This window comes from Streptomyces scabichelini (genome assembly GCF_011045015.1).
GTDB lineage: Bacteria > Actinomycetota > Actinomycetes > Streptomycetales > Streptomycetaceae > Streptomyces > Streptomyces scabichelini.
Genome location: NZ_JAAKZY010000099.1, coordinates 1 through 16,885 on the forward strand (window position 1 = coordinate 1; position 16,885 = coordinate 16,885).

Here is a 16,885-nt window from a genome sequence, read left to right on the forward strand (position 1 = left end):
GTCGGGCAGATCACGGCGAACTCCTTCATGAAGCGGGAGTTCGGCAAGAAGCTCATCGAGGTCTTCTTCCGGAACCGGGCCGAACTGTCGCATGTGATCGATACGTCGGGGGCGTATATCCCGGGGCATGGGACGCCTACGGTGATTCTGGTGGGGCGGAACCGGATCCCCAGCCCGGAGCGGACGGTTCGGGCGGTGTTGGGGGTTCGGGGGGAGCCCTCGCAGCCGCTGGTTGCAGCGGAGGGGCCCGTTTGGCGGGCGATTGTGGAGCAGGTTGGGCGGCCAGGGAGTGAGTCGGACTGGGTGTCGGTAGAGAACGCGGTTGCGGCGAGTTTCGTGACTCACCCGTGGTCGGTGAGTGGGGGAGGAGCCGGTCCCTTGCTGGACCGGCTGGCTGTTGGCACGATGCCGCTGGAGGAGACGATCTCGAAGCCTATCGGTCGCGCTATTCGCGCGGGTGCCGATGAGGCATACATGAGGCCGCTGCGGAAGACCTACAAGCCCCGAGCAGACAAGCGAGCGCTGCGGCCGCTGCTTCTCGGGGACGTGGTTCGGGACTGGCATGCTGAGCCGGATGTCGCTATCTGGAGGCCAGATGCCAATGCGGTGAATGAGGGCCGCCTTGGAGAAGAATTGTGGCCTTGGCGGGCGACGTTGGCGGCGCGGAGGACATTCCAGGGCGACATGGCGGACGCGGGTCTTGAATGGTGGGACTACATGCAGTACACCGCATCTGCGTACTCCACGCCGTTGTCGATCGCGTTTGCTTTTGTGTCGACGCATAACCACTTCGTGCTGGATCGAGGTGGGAAGGTGTTCAACAGGTCTGCGCCAGTTATCAAGCTGCCGGAAGGGGCGGATGAGGATGCGCACCTGGAGTTGTTGGGTGTGCTCAATTCGTCGACGGCTTGCTTCTGGTTGAAGCAGGTCAGTCATGACAAGGGGAGCCAGTCAGGAACTGGTGGATTCATGCATGACGAATGGGAGCGGTTCTACGAGTTCACTGGAACCAAACTTCAAGGGTTCCCTCTTCCTGCAACTCTCCCGCTTAAGCTGGGGCGTTCCCTGGACCTTTCGGCGAGTGAGCTGGCAGCCAGCGAGCCGGATGCTGTAGCTGGGCGCGAGACTCCACTTCGCGCCAACCTTGATCAGGCGCGTCGGGGTAGCGAAGCTGCCAGGGGGCGGATGATCGCACTTCAGGAAGAGCTCGATTGGACTGTCTACGGCCTCTACGGCTTGCTGACTCCGGCTGAAGTGGATCGGGTGACTCTGCCCGCCTCCTACGAGGTTCCCGAAGTCGCCTTGGGCGAGCGGGCTTTTGAGATCGCGCTTGCCAGGCGCGTGGCTGAAGGAGAGACGACGACCGTCTGGTTCGATCGCCATGCTGCGACCCCGATCGTGGACATCCCTGGGCATTGGCCGGACGAGTACAAGACTGTGGTGCAGGCGCGGCTTGACATCATCGCCTCGCGAACCAAGGACCTTGGCCTGATCGAGCGGCCTGAGTGCAAGCGACGGTGGGCCGCCGAGGCGTGGGAGAAGAAGGAGCGAGCCGCACTGCGGACCTGGTTGCTCGACCGGTGCGAGAGCAGTGAGCTCTGGTACGAGCTGCGGGACGGGATGAAGCAGCCGCGGTCGATGACGGTCAATTATCTTGCTGACCGACTGAGTTCGGATGCGGACTTCGTGTCTGTAGCGGCTCTGTACGCCTCTGACCATCTCGGCATGCCGGATCTCCCGCTTGCGCAGGTACTCACCGAAGTCATCGCCGATGAACACGTGCCGTTTCTCGCGGCCTTGCGCTACAAGGACTCAGGGCTGCGCATCCGCGCACAGTGGGAGCAGGCCTGGGCGGACCAGCGGGAAGAGGACAAGGACGGTGTGCGCAGGGACATTGAGCCGCCGAACAAGTACAAGACGTCCGACTTCCTGCGGTTCTCGTACTGGGCGAACCGCGGCAAGCTAGACGTGCCGAAGGAGCGTTTCATCTCGTACCCCGATGCGAGCCCGGACGGGGATCCGACGCTGATGCTCGGGTGGGCCGGGTGGGACCACAAGGATCAGGCGCAAGTGCTGTCGCAGTTGATCGATGCCCGGACCAAGAGGGACGGCTGGGGCACCGAGCGGATCGTTCCGCTGCTCGCGGGGCTGCGGGAGGTCATGCCGTGGGTGAAGCAGTGGCACGGGAAGCCGGACGCGGAGTGGGACGACGAGGTGCCGGCCGAGGTGCTTGAAGCCGACTATGAGGCGCTGTTGCGCAGGCACGGTGTGGGTGAGGCGCAGTTGGAGGCGTGGCGGCCGGTGAAAAAGCCGCGCGGACGGAAGGCTGCCGCGCCGAAGAAGGAGCCCGTCGAGCAGGTCGAGTTGGGCGAGGAGTAGGGGAGCAGGAGCCCCATGAGGCGGCAGGGGTCTGCCGCCTCACCTGCCCAGGCGTCAGGATCCGGACGCATACGTAGTGAAGGCCGACCAGGCATCGGGCGTCACGGTGAAGGGGTGGAGGGCGGTGTCCTTGGAGTCGCGGACGTGGACCACGTCCAAGCGGACGGCGATCTCGATGCAGTTGTCGCCCTCGCTTCCGCTGTAGCTGCTCTTGAACCAGTCCAGGTCTTCAGTAGTGCTCATAGCGCTCCTCGCATCTGTTCCAGCAGGCTCACCGTAGCCCTGCAATCCAGGGCCTGGGAACGCAGCTTGCCATAGCGTTGGAGAAGCACGCTCACGTCGTCTGGAGCAGTGATCAGGCTGCTAGAGCGCTGGCCTTCGACGTAGCCGATCCACTGGTGGCCAGGCCGCTCTGCCAGGTACATCTGACCGTCGACGCCGGTGTGGTCTTCCTGGCGAAGCGGCATGACTTGGATTTCCACGTTGCGTTGGCTGCCAACGTTGAGCAGGTGGTCGATGACATTGCGTGTGACCTCGGCTCCTCCCAAGTGACGTGCGAGGAGCGCTTGTTCGATGACGAAACTGAAGGCAGCGTTCGGCCGCTGAGCGAGAAGCTGTTGACGGTCCAGCCGAGCGGCGACCTCGCGTTCAAGCTGCTCCTCGGTCACAGGTGGCAGCCTGCGGTCGAAGATCGCCCGGATATACCCCTCCGGCTGCAACAACCCCGGAATCCCCCAGCACTCATACGCGTACAGCGTGATCGCTTCCTCCTCGATCCCCGCCCACTGCAGGAACCACGACGCCAGCCCGGCCTTCCTCCGCAGGCTCCTCGCCGTCGCCGTCAGGACCTTCTCCGCGACCGGTCCCAGCACCTCGCCGGCCCGGCATGGCAGGTTCTCCGGCGGGAACCGCTTGCCCTGCTCGAACTTGGTGATGTACGCCGCCGAGTACCCCACGCGGGGTGCGAACTCCTCCTGGGTGAGGCCCCCGGCCTCTCGGAGGGCTTTCAGCGCGGCCCCGAACGTCTTGAGGCCGTCGGACAGTTCGGGTCCACCGCCTGCCGATGTGCCGCTGTCGTGGTCCGCCGTCATCGCCGCCCCGCCTTTCGCGCCCGGTCAACCTGTCCATGGTTACGGGGAGTTACCCGACCGGTCCAGTGTGTGAACCCATGCAGATGGATCTGTACCAGTGGCGTTCCTGTCACCTGCGGCGCAGCGGCCGGAAGGCTGGGCCCATGACAGCTCCGCAGGCTCAACCGCCCGTAACCGTACATGTGTTCACCCAAGCGTTCCCCGCGACTTCCCTCGGCGCGAGCCTCGCGCGCCGGTTCGCCCTGGTGCAGCTCGATGACTGGGGTATCCGGCCCGGCGCCCCGCTCCGCGACACCGTCGCCCTGCTCGTCGCCGAGCTCGCGGCCAACGCCGCCCGCCACGGGAGGGTGCCGGGACGGAACTTCGAGCTGCGGTTGCTGTACGAGCACGAGACCGCCGTCGTACGGATCGAGGTCTCCGACACTCACCTGCGACGACCCGACCCGTCGGCCGTCAGCATGGCCGACCTGGATGCCGACGGCGGCCGGGGGCTCGCCCTCGTCGAGGCCGTCGCCCACCGCTGGGGTGTCGACGACCGCACCGGGCCGGGCAAGACCGTATGGGCCGAAACCGAGCCGGTCGGCGGGTCGTGAAGAGCGACAGCGGCAAGGGGCGGTTCAGGCGGGCCGCCGCACCGCAGGCGCCTGTGCGACCAGCGCCCGCAGTTCCCGCCGCCCGTTCTCCACGACGGCCAGGAGTTCCGCGGGGCGGACCTCCGGCGGCAACGGGACATCGGCCACCAGGTCGAGCACCGTGCACGGCGTGTCCAGCCAGCGCCTCAGGGCCAGCCAGTGCTCGGCGAGGTCCGCGTCCAAGGACGGGTCCCACGGGTCGGCCGCGTACGGAGTGCGGTCCTCGCCGTATGCGTGCAGCAGGCCGGAGCGGCGGACCAGGCAAGGGAAGCAGAGGCCGCAGTGCGGCAGGCGACGCAGCCGGGACCGCCCGTGTTGCCGCACGGGAGACGTGCCGCAGCTCAGCGTCGCCTCCAGGGCTTCCTGGGGCAGGCCGGCGTCCCGGGCCGCTTCGCACACCTGACCCTTGGTGAGTGCCGCGAAGGGGTTGACGACCCGGACCGCCTGCTCCGGCCGGTCCGCGATCGTCTCGATGATCTGGTTGAGATGGTGCAGTGTCCACGGATGCACCGAGCGGGTGGAACAGGCGCCCCAACGAGCGGCGGACAGAGGCGGGTTGAGGGCGAGTTGGCCGTTCTCCGGGATGTGGACGAGAGGGACGCGCTCGGCCGCTGCCGCATGTACAGCCGTGGCGGCGTACAGCAGACCGCGTGAGCGGGTGGAGCGTTCGAGAGCGAAGGTGGCGTCCTTCGGCCTGCGTACGGTCTGGCTCTGCTCCAGGCGGCGCAGGTCGCGCTCGCTCCGACGGGACACGGCTTCGAACACGGTGTCCTGGAGCGCCTCGAAGTTCCGCTCCTCGAACATGACCAGAAGCAGGGCGCGCGGGCTGCGTACCGTGGCGCGCTGGGCCGCCCACCCGAGGGAGTCGAGGCCGCCGGAGAATAGTGCCACCTCGTGGGCGTATTCCTCGGGGCCGAAGGGGAGCGGGCGGGATCGGGGCCGTGCGTCGGCGTCGTAGGGGCGGAACTCGACCTCCCAGCGGTCGCCCGTCACCGTCGCGAGCAGCGGGGTGAGGTGCGGGAGAGCGCGGGTCCACGCGTCGGGAGCGGTGACCGGGACGGAGAGGCGAATGTGCCGGGTCCAGCGATCGAACGTCGCATCCCGCGAGGTGCAGCGGTCCGCGGCGAAGACGGCACGGGCGACCCGCTGGAGGTCGTCCGCCCAGTCCGGGGCGGGAGCGAGGAGGTGGCGGCGGTCGGGTGCGCGGGCAGGGGACTCCCAGTACAGGGCGTCGCTCAGCGGCTGCCAGCCAGGGCCGGGCGCCGGAACACCAGGGTGGGGGAGCCAGAAGTGGCAGGCCGGTGTCTCGGTCATGCGGCAGGTGTCCCCTCGCTCGGTGCAGCGTCCGGACCCTCTTCCAGGGCGGAGCCGGACGGGGTCAGCAGGCCGAGCGCGGCGCCCACTGCACGTGGGACCAGGCCCCGCGCGACCTGCGCGAGTGTGCCGACTGGGGGATCCTCGAAGGCACTGATCGCGTCCTCGGCCTGCTCCACCGCGTTCTTGAGATGTTCGGCCTCCTCGCACGGATTCGGCACCAGGTGCATCACCTGTTCGGCGACCCAGTCCGCGACGTGGTCCTCGGGATCGGCTAGCGGCAGCACCGGGACCGCGATTTTGATCTTCTCGGCGATGACGCCGCGCAGGAACTCGGCCACGACGTCCGCGAAGAACCACTGGTAGATCAGGCAGAGCAGGTCGCCGGACCAACCCTTGCCGTCTGCGGCGAGCGCCTCTGGATGCTGTGCGGCCAGCCGCTCCGCGGTCGCCGCGGCCGCCCGCCGTACAGCCGCGTCAGCGACCGTGCCGCCCTCACCGCCCACGGCTCGGACGAGCCGGGCCGCGAAGTCCGTACGGGCGTCACTCCCGTCCGGATCAGGCGGACCGCCTGCAGAGGTGTCCCGGCCCGCTGCGAGGGTGTCCATGACGGTCGTCAGCCGTTCGCCGGCCGTGTAGGCGGCGTCCCGCAGACCGAAGGCGGACGGGTCCGCTCGCAGAGTGCGATGCAGGACGCCCAAGCAGTCCTCGGCTATCACCTCCAGGTCCTCAAGGCGGCCAGAACGCCACGCCGAGAGACGCCTTCCGACACGGCTCCACTCGCCGGCCGGCGTACCGGGGTTCCCTCTCGGCCCCGGCCACCGTGACGACGTACCCATCAGCACTCCCCCTCGTAGGGCGCCGACAGCCCTTTCTCCAGGGGAGCAGCAAGATGGAGCGCCAGGTAGGGCGCGACTCGGCCATGACTGGTGAGCGGGTCCTGGCACCCGGGTGCAACGCTGGGTGAGGTAGAGGGGCCTCTGGGGTGTGAGAGGTTGCGCAGAGTGATCGACCCGTGCGTGAAGGGTACGAAGGGCCGGTTCCGCACACGTATGGCCTGGCAAGATTGACGGGGGCGCGCAGCAGCAGCGTGTCACCGGTGCAGCCGGGGTCCAGCCGAGTGAGGGAATGATCGCCTGATGTCGACCAGAGAGCTCGTCCTGCGTGACGTCATCGCCGTCAAGGAAGACGTCCACGCCGGAAATTTCAAGGTCGACCTCTCTCAGGGCTTCAGCGAGACCGATGAGCGGGTGGGCGAGTACGTCGTCACCGAGCAGCTGCAGAAGCAGTTCCGCAAGGCGCTCGGTCTGGTCGCCGACGCCGTGCGCACGGGCGACTCGCACGCCGCCTATCTGCATGGTTCGTTCGGTGCCGGTAAGAGCCACTTCCTGACCGTGCTGCATGCGGCGCTCAACAACCACCCGGCGGCGCAGGCCAAGCCCCGCCTCGCCGAGGTGATGGCCGAGCACCAGGACTGGCTGCCGAGCAGCCGCTTCCTGATGGTGCCCTACCACCTGGTCGGCTCCGCGGACCTGGACTCCGCGCTGCTCGGCGGATACGTGCACACCGTGCGTCAGCTCCACCCCGAGGCGCCGACGCCTGCCGTCTACCGGGCCGATGCGCTGCTCGCCGATGCGCAGCGGCAGCGCGAGTTCCTCGCCGATGACGACAAGTTCCGGCAGTGGCTCGGAGTCGGAGCGCCGACGGCGCAGGCCGCCGTGGCGAACGAGGACGATGCCGACGATGTGCCACTGATCGACGCGGGCACGGGCGACATCGCCGTCCCGGTCGACTGGAGCACCGCCGAGCTGGACGAGGCCTTCGCGGCGAAGGCCGGCGATCCAGAACGCGACCGTTTGGTGTCCGCGTTGGTCAGCGGCCCGATGGCGGCATACGCCCGCGCGGCCCGCGGTGACAAGGACTCCTTCATTCCGCTGGAGAACGGACTGAAGGTCATCTCACGACATGCTAAGGACCGCGGCTACGACGGCGTCGTACTCTTCCTCGACGAGCTGATTCTCTGGCTCCAGGCGCACATGGGGGAGCAGGACTTCGTCCGGGACCAGGTGCAGCGGCTGGTCAAGCTGATCGAGTCCGGCGACGGGGATCGGCCGGTGCCGATCGTGTCGTTCATCTCCCGCCAGCGTGACCTGTCCCAGCTGATCGGTGCGGACGTCGCGGGCGCCGAAGTGCAGAACCTCGAGCAGCAGATCGACTACCTCGCGGGGCGGATCGACGTCGTCGAGTTGGAGGACAGCAACCTCGTCGAGATCATCAAGCACCGGGTCCTCGCCCCGCGTCCCGGTATGGAGCAGGCCCGCGACGACGCGTTCAAGCTCGTCGAGTCGTCCCGGGACGAGGTGCGGCAGGTCCTTCTCGACGCACAAGGCCGCACCGAGGCGAACTGGGACGACTTCCGCACGCTCTATCCCTTGTCGCCCGCCCTGCTCAACGTCCTGGTCGACCTCTCCGGGGCGCTGCAGCGAGAGCGGACCGGCCTCAAGCTCGTACAGGAACTCCTCGGGCGCCGCCTCGACGACCTCAAGCTCGGCGAACTCATCCCGATAGGGGACCTGTGGGACGTCATCGCACAGCGCACCGGCGAGGCGTTCACGGCCAAGCTGAAGGCGGAGGCGGAGACTGCCCGGCGCTTCCACGAGCGGGTACGCGACCACCTCATGACGAAGTACGGATCGGCCGACGACAAGCGATTCCAGACCGACGACCGGCTCATCAAGACGCTGCTTCTCGCCGCCCTCGCCCCGCACGTGCCCGCGCTGTCCCGACTCACCGGCGGCAAGCTCGCAGCCCTGAACCACGGAACCATCCGGACTCGGGTCGGGGACGCGGGCGCGGTCGCGGTCAAGCGACTCCTTGAGCTGCAGTCCGAGGGCTTCGACGGTGAACTGCGCAGCGAGGGCGACAGCACCGACCCGGTGTTCCATCTCCACCTGTCCGACCTCGACGTCGAACCGCTCCTCGAAGAAGTGCAGGGTGTCGCCGACCAGCTCGGCTACCGGCGCCAGTGGATCAAGGACCAGCTGTGGGCTGCGCTCGGAGTCCCCGACACCCAGGCGTTCGTCTGCATACGGGAGGTCGTGTGGCGCGGGACGAAGCGCACAGCCGAGTTCGTCTTCGGGAATGTTCGCGACCCCCATCTGCCCGACGAGCAGTTCAGGCCGCAGCTGGGCAGCGACCTGAGGATCGTCATCGACTACCCCTTCGACGACGGCGACCACTCGCCGATGGACGACGTGCAGCGGGTCGACCGGATGAAGCGGGCAGGAAAGTCCGCCCCTACCGTCGTCTGGCTGTCCGACTTCCTCTCCGAGCAGAAGAGCCGCAACCTCGGACGCCTCCTCAAGATCAACTACCTGCTTGAGCGGGACCGGCTCGAGGAGCACACCGCCACGCGCCCTGCCGACGAACGCGCTCAGATCCGTAACCAGCTCAAGGCGTCCAGGGACAATCTCACCGGTCAGCTCACCGAAGCGCTCCAGCAGGTGTACGGCATCGCCCGGGCCGAGCCCGGCACCACAGGAGCCGAGGTCCCTGAAGGGAAGCACCTGCTCACCCTCCAGCCCGGTTTCACCCGCACCAACCCCGAGGCAGCCGTCAGCTTCGAGGAGAACCTCTACTTTGTCGCGGACGACATCCTCGCGGCACGCCACCCCAAGCACCCGGACTTCGACCCGCGCCTCACCCGCAAGGCCATCACCAAAGCAGAGCTGAAGACCACGCTGACGTGGATCAACCGGGCCATGGCGGACGGCAGTCGCCGCGTCGTCGTCGACGGACACCAGCTGGCCAGCGTACGGAAGATCGTCCACGCCCTTGGTCTCGGCGAGGTGCACGACGGACCGCTCAACGTCACCAACGACTGGCGGTTGCGGATCAACAAGAAGGCTGCGGAGAACCCCGACGTCGGCCCTGACCTGTCGGTGGAGGACATCCGTACCTGGATCGAGGAGCTCGGCTACACCGGCCTGGACCGCAACGTCAGCAACCTGATCATCGCGACCTATGCCCTGCTCGACGACCGCACCTGGGTCTACCAGACCTCGCCGCTGACCGAGGCCCCCGACCTCGAACGAATCGGCCAGGGGTACGGGCTCCGGGCGGTGGAACTCCCAAGTGAGGACGAGTTCACCACCGCCCTGGGACGCGCGGGTAAGATCTTCGGCAAGACCGTCTCGCGGGTGCTGTTCGCCCGTAACGTTGCCAGTCTCGCGGAGAAGGTCCGTAAGGTCGCCGAGGACAATCAGCGGGCGGTCGGCGATGCTCGCACCCTGCTGCAGGACAACGCGGCACGTCTCGGCCTGGCAGGGCCGGGGGGCGCGGACGCCCCGCGTATCAAGTCCATGAAGGCGGCGGCCGATCTCGTCGCGCGCTTGCTGCGCGCCGATTCCCCTGCCGCCCTGGTAAGGGAGCTCGCTGCCGCGGCGTATGACGTCACAGACGGGGAGATCGGGGCAGCGCTTGTTCAGGCCCCTGAAGTGCTCACCGCGCTGCGCTCGCCCGACTGGACGGAGGACCTCGACACGGTCCGCTCCCTCACGAACCGGGGCGACAGCGTCGGTGACCGAGCCGGCCGGCTCTTCGACCAGGTGTCCCGGACCGCAAATGAGCACGAGGAGGAGTCCTCGCTCGTTCCCGTACTGGATGGGCTGCGGGACAGCACGAAGGCGCTGATGCGCGAGGTGGCCCGGCTCGCACAAGCAGCCCCGCCCGTCATGCCTCCGGAGCCTGCGGTGTCGTCGGAGCGCACGGCTCAGGACGTCAGTCTCACCGAGCATGGGAATCCGCGTGTCCCCACGCCTCCCGTCACGGTACCTCCCGCCGACGCTGCGGGCACCGGGTCCGCGCCCGCGCACCTGGGCCTCTCGGAGGCCTCCCGCCCTGTGCATGTAGTGGAACCCAGGCGGCTCGAAGCGAGTCTGGCCGCCACGGTCACCCGCATCGAGGACGAGATCCGTACCTTTCTGGTAGCCCATCCCGACAGCCGGGTCCAGGTCACCTGGAAGCCGATCGCCGCCGAGGGCAGCGACAGTGAAGGGACCGGAGACTGATGGCCCCTGCCGCGCCGCGGGTCGGGCGACGCACCGTCGAAGCGCTCCTGACCGCGCACAAGGACAGCCTGCGTGAACGCAGCCTGGTCCTGATCCACGGCCGCTACCTTCCAGGAGCGCCCACCCGGTTCACGACAGCCGTCGAGGATGAGCCCCGCCGCGTGCAAGTCCGGGACGAATCCTCCGTCCTTGGCGTGACAGCCGCCTGGCACGATCACCGGGACACGGCCGGACCGGGCGACGTCCTCGTGGTCACCACCGGGGTCGACGACGAGCAGCTCGGCTGGGACCTGCGCGGGCAGGCCATTCTTCGCCGCACGCTCACCGTCGAGAATGCGGAGGTCGTCACCCAGCGATTCGGCGCCACCAGCCTCGATGTCCGCATGTACGGCATGGAGTGGCTCCTCGAAGCGCTCCTGGAAGCCGAACCCTCCGATACCGGTTGGCCGCGCGTCGGGGGACTGCTCACCCTTGACACGGCACTGCGTGTCCTGACCGTACAGCGGCTCGGCCTCGGCTCCGGCGAGGGCGGAACCGGGGCCGGTCCCCAGGCGCAGCCGCCAACGCTCGACACCGACACCCTGCTCGCCTGGTCGCGTACGCCGGCGGGCCCACTCCGCTTCGCCGAACTCCCCGTCATTGAACGCACCGAACTGAAGAAGTGGCTCGGCGACACGGCGGGCCCCGCGGCACCGGTGCTTCTCTCCCTCGCGGAAGCCGGACTCGGCCACGACGCCATGGCGCTCGGCGTCCTCGCGGCGGTCTTGAGGGATCCTGCTGTGGCTCCCGACACCGCACTCACGATCGGCAGCCTCTTCGGCCAGGTCATGCCCCGCCGGGCAGCCCTCAGCGCCTTCACCGACGCGGTGGAAGGGACGCTAACCCGCTGGATCGCCCAGGCCAGGACCAGCCCGGCCACCCGGCGACAGGTCTTCGCCGTACTGGACCGTGCCGACCAGCTGGCCGAAACAGCAGGCTTGGCCGAGACCCTCACCAGGAGCCGGTTCCTGCCCACCGGATTCGCCGCGCAACTCGGCAGGACCGTCGCCGAAGCACGCCGTTCCTCCACGGCAGGAGAGACGGCGCTCGCCGACCTGGCAGGACACAGCCTTGCCGCGCTCTACCCGGACCGGGTGCAGGTGGCGGAGATGGCGGTGCGCATCGCCCGCTGGCTGGAACAGCCCGAACCGACTGTGTCCACGGTCGAGAGCGGCATCCGCTCCCAGATCACCGACTGGGGCTGGGCCGACCGCGCGCTCACCCTCCTGTGGGCAGGGGACCCCGGCGGCGATCTGGCCACAGGCCACGAACTGCAGGGCCTTTACGGGCAGGGCCGGGCGCGCAGAGAACGCCTCGACGAGCAGTTCGCCCGCCACCTCGCGGCCTGGTCCGCGCGCGCCTCCGCGCATCAGCCGAACGGCACCCTGGTCATCGAGAACGTACTGGAGACGGCCGTACGTCCGCTGGCCGGCGCAGGAGCGCCCCTGGTCGTCGTACTCGACGGGATGAGCTGCGCGGTCGCCATACAGCTCGGTGAGGAGACGGAGCGCGAAGGCTGGCGGGAGGTCGTGCCGCGACCGGCCGACGGACAGTCGGCAGGCCGGCAGGCAGCTGTGTCCATGTTGCCCTCCGTCACCCGGACGAGCCGTGCCTCGCTTCTCGCCGGAGAAGCCGTCCAGGGCGGGCAGTCCGTGGAGGCCACAGGTTTCAACGCTTTCTGGAAGCGGCGCCACAAGGAAGCCGCTCTTTTCCACAAAGCGGATATCGGTGGCGAGACGGGCCACGCCCTTTCCCACGAGCTCATGGGCACACTCGCTTCCGAGAAGGTCGTCGGCGTCGTCCTGAACACCATCGACGACGCGCTCGACAAGGGACAACAGGGACGAGGTACGACCTGGGGCCTCGACGACATCACCCATCTGCGGGACCTACTGTCCGCGGCCAGGAGCTACGGGCGTCCGGTTGTGCTGGTCGCCGACCACGGACACGTACTGGAACGGGGCGGCCGCAGCGGGAGCGCGGAGGTGCCGGCAGCCGGAGCGGTCTCGCCGCGCTGGCGTACCGGAGGACCGGCGCAGGACGGAGAGATCGAGATCCGGGGCGACCGGGTTCTCGAAGGAGGCGGAAGTGTTGTTCTGCCGTGGCGTGAGGACATCCGGTACACCGCACGCAAGGCTGGCTACCACGGAGGCGCATCTCTCGCGGAGGTGACCGTCCCTGTGCTCACCCTGGTCGCCGTCGCCGAGCAGACGCCCAAGGGTTGGGTCGGGCTGCCGAGGGAGCGGTCGACCCCCTCGTGGTGGAGCGAACCCCTGCCGGGAGCCGATCCGGCACGGGAGACCCTTCCCGCAGCCGGGCGCGGGGGAGCCGCGGTGGAGACAGTGTCTCGTCAGGACACGACAGGCACCGAGGCCCGCAAGAGTTCTTCCACGGTCCCCCAAGCCACCGTCGGCCTGGGCAGCGAGGTGGTGGCGAGTGAGGTCTATGCAGCACAGAAGGAATACGTCCGCAAAGCGCCGGAAGCGAAGGTCGTCGCCGCGGTCATCGACGCTCTCATCGCCGCAGGCGGCACCATGTCCCCGGCGGCGCTCGCCGCGGAGATCTCCGCGACCGGACGGGTCCGGCGCAACATTGAGGGATTCGTCGCAACCGTCCAGCGACTGCTGAACGTCGAGGGCTACCCCGTCCTCGGATTCGTCGACGCCGGACACGCGGTGAAGCTCGATGTTCCGTTGTTGCGGGAGCAGTTCTTGCCGCAACCGAAGCCGAAGGAGTAACGAGATGTCGCCGTCCGCCCCGGTGAGCGTGGCCAGACGCCGCGAGGTCATCGACGCGCTGCGACGCGGCACCGTACCGCAGGCCGGTCTCGATCTGTTCGCCGTGGGACTCGGACGGTTCGAAAGCTCCCTCGACGAGGACCTCGCCACCGTAACCCGCGGAGGTGCCGCCTTCCACGCGATCCGCGGCGACTACGGTTCCGGCAAGACGTTCTTCGCACGCTGGCTGACCGAGCGCGCCAAGAGGGCCGGCCTGGCCACCGCGGAAGTACAGATCTCTGAGACGGAAACACCCCTGCACCGGCTGGAGACGGTTTACCGAAGGCTCACCGAACGCCTGGCCACCGCCACGCACCAACCCAGCGCACTGCGTGCGGTGATCGACTCCTGGTTCTACACGCTGGAGGAGGAGGTCCTCGACGGCGAGGACCTCGACGAGGAGGACGAGGCGGCGCTCTCCGAGGCCGTGACCGCACTGATGGAGCGACGGCTCTCCGATGTCGCGCGTACCACCCCCGCGTTCGCCGCAGCCCTCCGCGGCTACCGTGGAGCGGTCACGGAGGGGGACGGGGCCACCGCGGAAGCGCTGATCGCCTGGCTCGGCGGACAGAAGTCCGTCGCGGCGTCGGCACGCCGCTCGGCAGGAGTGCGCGGAGACCTCGACCACTTCGCCGCGCTTGGCTTTCTCCAGGGCCTGCTCACCGTGTTGCGGGACTGCGGCCATCCCGGTCTTCTCCTCGTACTCGACGAGATCGAGACACTTCAGCGGGTCCGCGGCGATGTCCGGGAGAAGGGCCTCAACGCACTACGGCAACTCCTCGACGAGATCGACGCGGGCCGGTTCCCCGGGCTTTTTCTCGTCATCACAGGCACCCCTGCCTTCTATGACGGTCAACAGGGCGCGCAGCGGCTGCCCCCGCTGGCCCAGCGCCTGGCCACCGACTTCACCACCGACCCGCGCTTTGACTCGCCGCGCGCGGTGCAACTCCGCCTGCCAGGCTTCGACTTGCCCAGGCTCGGCGAACTCGGCCGGAACGTCCGCGACCTCTACCAGGCAGCAGCGACCCATCCCGACCGGGTGGCCGCACGCGTCGACGACCGTTACGTTGACGAGCTGGCCACAGCTGTCACCGGTGGACTCGGCGGCAAAGTCGGCGTCGCACCGCGCGTCTACCTGCGCAAACTCGTCGCCGACGTCCTCGACAGGGTCGACGAGTTCGAGGACTTCGACCCGCGCGAGCACTATGCACTCACGATTGCGGAGGCCGAACTCAACAGCGCCGAGCGAAACGCCGCGGCCGGGGACGCCGACGACATCGCGCTGGAATTGCCATGAGCGCGGTCGGCGAACTGGAACCGGCGCTCGTCCACCACATCGTCAACACCCTTGGCTGGAAGGGCCTGCGTCCGCTCCAGGAAGCAGCGGTGGAGCCGCTGTCTCGGGGTGAGGACGCCCTGCTCCTCGCTCCTACCGCCGGCGGGAAGACGGAAGCGGCGTGCTTCCCGCTGTTGTCCCGGATGCACCGCTCCCGGTGGTCCGGCACGTCGGTGCTGTACCTCTGCCCCCTCAAGGCGCTGCTCAACAACCTGCTGCCCAGAGTCGAGACGTACACCTCCTGGCTCGGACGCAGCGCCGCACTCTGGCACGGCGACACCACCTCCGGTACCCGCAGGCGCGTCCTGGCCGGTCGGCCGGATGTCCTCCTCACCACCCCTGAGTCGCTCGAAGCGATGCTGGTGAGCGTCAATGTCGATCACGCGTCGTTCTTTTCGGGGCTCCGGGCGGTAGTGGTCGACGAGGTGCACGCCTTCGCCGGCGACGACCGGGGCTGGCACCTGCTGGCCGTACTGGAGCGACTGCAGCGCGTGGTGGGACGCCCACTCCAGCGCGTCGGGCTCTCGGCGACGGTCGGTAACCCCGGCGAACTTCTCACCTGGCTCCAGGGATCGGGGGCGGGCTCACGCCCCGGACAGGTCGTCGCCCCTCACCTGGACGCGCCGAGGGGTGCAGCGAGTGGTGCAACCCCTGTCTCCGTACCGCCCGGGGACATTCAGCTTGACTACGTGGGCTCGCTCGACAACGCGGCAACTGTGATTAGCACCTTGCACCGCGGTGAGAAACGCCTGGTCTTCTGCGAGTCACGGCGCCTGGTCGAAGAACTGGGATCAGCGCTACGAGGCCGAGGGGTGACCACGTTCCTCTCTCACGCATCGCTCTCGCTCGACGAGCGCAGGCGGGCGGAAGCGGCTTTCGCCGAAGCGCGGGACTGCGTGATCGTGTCGACCAGTACGCTCGAACTCGGCATCGATGTCGGTGACCTAGACCGGGTCGTGCAGATCGACGCCCCGGCGTCGGTCGCGTCCTTCCTGCAACGGATCGGCCGTACCGGGCGCCGCTCCGGGACCTCACGGAACTGTCTCTTCCTCACCCTCGACAGCGCGGGCCTGCTGAGTGCGGCAGGGCTCCTGTTGCAGTGGTCGCGAGGCTGGGTCGAGCCGGTGGTCGCACCTCCCGAGCCGCGGCACATCGTGGCTCAGCAATTGCTTGCCCTCTGCCTCCAGGAGGGCGGCGTCGGAAGCAATCTGTGGCATGACGGGTGGAACGGTCTCGGGCCGTTCGGCCCGTCCGCGCAGCCGATTGTCAAACACCTGGTGGCAGAGGGGTATCTCGATCAAGACGACGGGTTGCTCTTCATCGGCCCGGAGGCCGAACGCCGCTTCGGGCACCGGCACTTCATGGACCTCACCGCGGTATTCACCGCCCCGCCCCAGTTCACCGTCCTGCAGGGCCGGACCGAGATCGGCCGTACCGACCCCAGCCTGCTCACCGAGCACATCGCGGGCCCCCGTCGGCTCCTGCTTGCCGGGCGGAACTGGCAGGTCACCTATATCGACTGGAAACGGAAGCGGTGCTTCGTCGAACCGGTCGACGGAGGTGGCAAAGCCAAATGGAGCGGGGCTGGGTTCGGCCAGGGTGCGTCCTTCCGGCTTGTCCGCGCGGTGCGTGAAGTGCTCCTCGGCACCGACCCCCCGGTGAATCTGACCCGGAGAGCTCAGGGCTGCCTGGAAGAAGCACGGGAGCACTTCATGGAGCAAGTGCATCCAGGAGGAACTCTGATCGTGCGGGAACAAGGAAGAGCAGACCAGCTGCGCTGGTGGACATGGGCCGGACACAGGGCGAATGCCACTCTGGCAGCCACCCTCGGTGGCGTCGCGGTGCCAGGACAGCGTCTCAATGATCACTGGATACGCCTACGGGACGACCTCACTCCGACGGATTGGAGACTGGTCCGACAGGATGTGACGGAGCGCCTGGCTTTGCCGGACATCGACGAGAAGGCTGCCCGAGGTCTGAAATTCGGCGATGCTCTTCCCTCGCGACTGGCCGAGGCGACACTGGCGATCAGACTCGCGGACCTCGAATCTGCGGCTGCTGTGCTGTCCGAGCAAGTGCGCTTCACCGGAGGGGGCGTCTGAACTGCATGGTGCTGGGATGAAGCTCCCGTGCTGGGATCGTGCTGGGATGACCTCCTTCAGAACCATGTTTCCGCAGGTGGGAGCCCTGCCCTGCGGATTCCGCTTCAACGTCTAGCATCACCTCGAATCGCCCCTCATCTGCGTTT

The 16,885-nt window shown here is 68.1% G+C and carries 10 protein-coding genes; 6 read left to right on the forward strand and 4 right to left on the reverse strand.

What is annotated here, in order from left to right:
* Window positions 1–2,379: BREX-2 system adenine-specific DNA-methyltransferase PglX (gene pglX / locus G5C60_RS27700; RefSeq protein WP_165263655.1), on the forward strand; the 2,379-nt coding region annotated here is incomplete at its 5' end.
* Between the two features lie 54 nt (window positions 2,380–2,433).
* Here pglX and G5C60_RS27705 read toward each other — a convergent pair.
* Window positions 2,434–2,622 (reverse strand): DUF397 domain-containing protein, encoded by a 189-nt coding sequence (locus G5C60_RS27705; protein WP_165263656.1) that lies wholly within the window; start codon window positions 2,620–2,622, stop codon window positions 2,434–2,436.
* Window positions 2,619–3,470 (reverse strand): helix-turn-helix domain-containing protein, encoded by an 852-nt coding sequence (locus G5C60_RS27710; protein WP_165263657.1) that lies wholly within the window; start codon window positions 3,468–3,470, stop codon window positions 2,619–2,621. Before G5C60_RS27710 ends, G5C60_RS27705 begins: the two co-directional genes overlap by 4 nt.
* A 143-nt stretch (window positions 3,471–3,613) precedes the next feature.
* Between G5C60_RS27710 and G5C60_RS27715 the strand changes: the two genes are divergently transcribed.
* Entirely contained in the window at window positions 3,614–4,063 is a 450-nt protein-coding gene (locus G5C60_RS27715) for an ATP-binding protein (protein ID WP_206440090.1), read from the forward strand.
* Window positions 4,064–4,087: 24 nt separating this feature from the next.
* On the opposite strand, the gene G5C60_RS27720 is transcribed toward G5C60_RS27715, so the two are convergent.
* Window positions 4,088–5,416, reverse strand: coding sequence for a 7-cyano-7-deazaguanine synthase (locus G5C60_RS27720; protein ID WP_165263658.1), 1,329 nt, complete (start codon window positions 5,414–5,416; stop codon window positions 4,088–4,090).
* The gene (locus G5C60_RS27725) at window positions 5,413–6,135 is read right to left on the reverse strand and encodes a hypothetical protein (protein WP_165263659.1); all 723 of its coding nucleotides are present in this window, start codon (window positions 6,133–6,135) and stop codon (window positions 5,413–5,415) included. Before G5C60_RS27725 ends, G5C60_RS27720 begins: the two co-directional genes overlap by 4 nt.
* Window positions 6,136–6,555: 420 nt before the next feature.
* On the opposite strand from G5C60_RS27725, the gene G5C60_RS27730 reads away from it, so the two are divergent.
* Genes G5C60_RS27730 through G5C60_RS27745 form a run of 4 tightly spaced genes read left to right on the forward strand, consistent with a single transcriptional unit; the run spans window position 6,556 to window position 16,739 of the window.
* Window positions 6,556–10,485: a BREX-2 system ATPase PglY family protein gene (locus G5C60_RS27730; RefSeq protein WP_165263660.1), complete on the forward strand. Its 3,930-nt coding sequence runs from the start codon at window positions 6,556–6,558 to the stop codon at window positions 10,483–10,485.
* On the forward strand, window positions 10,485–13,262 hold the full coding sequence (gene pglZ / locus G5C60_RS27735) for a BREX-2 system phosphatase PglZ (protein ID WP_165263661.1): 2,778 nt from the start codon (window positions 10,485–10,487) through the stop codon (window positions 13,260–13,262). Before G5C60_RS27730 ends, pglZ begins: the two co-directional genes overlap by 1 nt.
* Window positions 13,263–13,266: 4 nt before the next feature.
* Window positions 13,267–14,598, forward strand: a complete 1,332-nt coding sequence (brxD, locus tag G5C60_RS27740) for a BREX system ATP-binding protein BrxD (RefSeq protein ID WP_165263662.1) — start codon at window positions 13,267–13,269, stop codon at window positions 14,596–14,598.
* On the forward strand, window positions 14,595–16,739 hold the full coding sequence (locus G5C60_RS27745) for a DEAD/DEAH box helicase (protein WP_165263663.1): 2,145 nt from the start codon (window positions 14,595–14,597) through the stop codon (window positions 16,737–16,739). Before brxD ends, G5C60_RS27745 begins: the two co-directional genes overlap by 4 nt.
* The last annotated feature ends 146 nt before the right edge of the window (window positions 16,740–16,885 follow it).

What these genes read in the sequence shown, in the direction of transcription:
- G5C60_RS27705 (WP_165263656.1), bottom strand. Translation starts at nt 2,622, where the DNA reads ATGAGCACTACTGAAGACCTGGACTGGTTCAAGAGCAGCTACAGCGGA.
- G5C60_RS27710 (WP_165263657.1), bottom strand. Translation starts at nt 3,470, where the DNA reads ATGACGGCGGACCACGACAGCGGCACATCGGCAGGCGGTGGACCCGAA.
- G5C60_RS27715 (WP_206440090.1), top strand. Translation starts at nt 3,614, where the DNA reads ATGACAGCTCCGCAGGCTCAACCGCCCGTAACCGTACATGTGTTCACC.
- G5C60_RS27720 (WP_165263658.1), bottom strand. Translation starts at nt 5,416, where the DNA reads ATGACCGAGACACCGGCCTGCCACTTCTGGCTCCCCCACCCTGGTGTT.
- G5C60_RS27730 (WP_165263660.1), top strand. Translation starts at nt 6,556, where the DNA reads ATGTCGACCAGAGAGCTCGTCCTGCGTGACGTCATCGCCGTCAAGGAA.
- pglZ (WP_165263661.1), top strand. Translation starts at nt 10,485, where the DNA reads ATGGCCCCTGCCGCGCCGCGGGTCGGGCGACGCACCGTCGAAGCGCTC.
- brxD (WP_165263662.1), top strand. Translation starts at nt 13,267, where the DNA reads ATGTCGCCGTCCGCCCCGGTGAGCGTGGCCAGACGCCGCGAGGTCATC.
- G5C60_RS27745 (WP_165263663.1), top strand. Translation starts at nt 14,595, where the DNA reads ATGAGCGCGGTCGGCGAACTGGAACCGGCGCTCGTCCACCACATCGTC.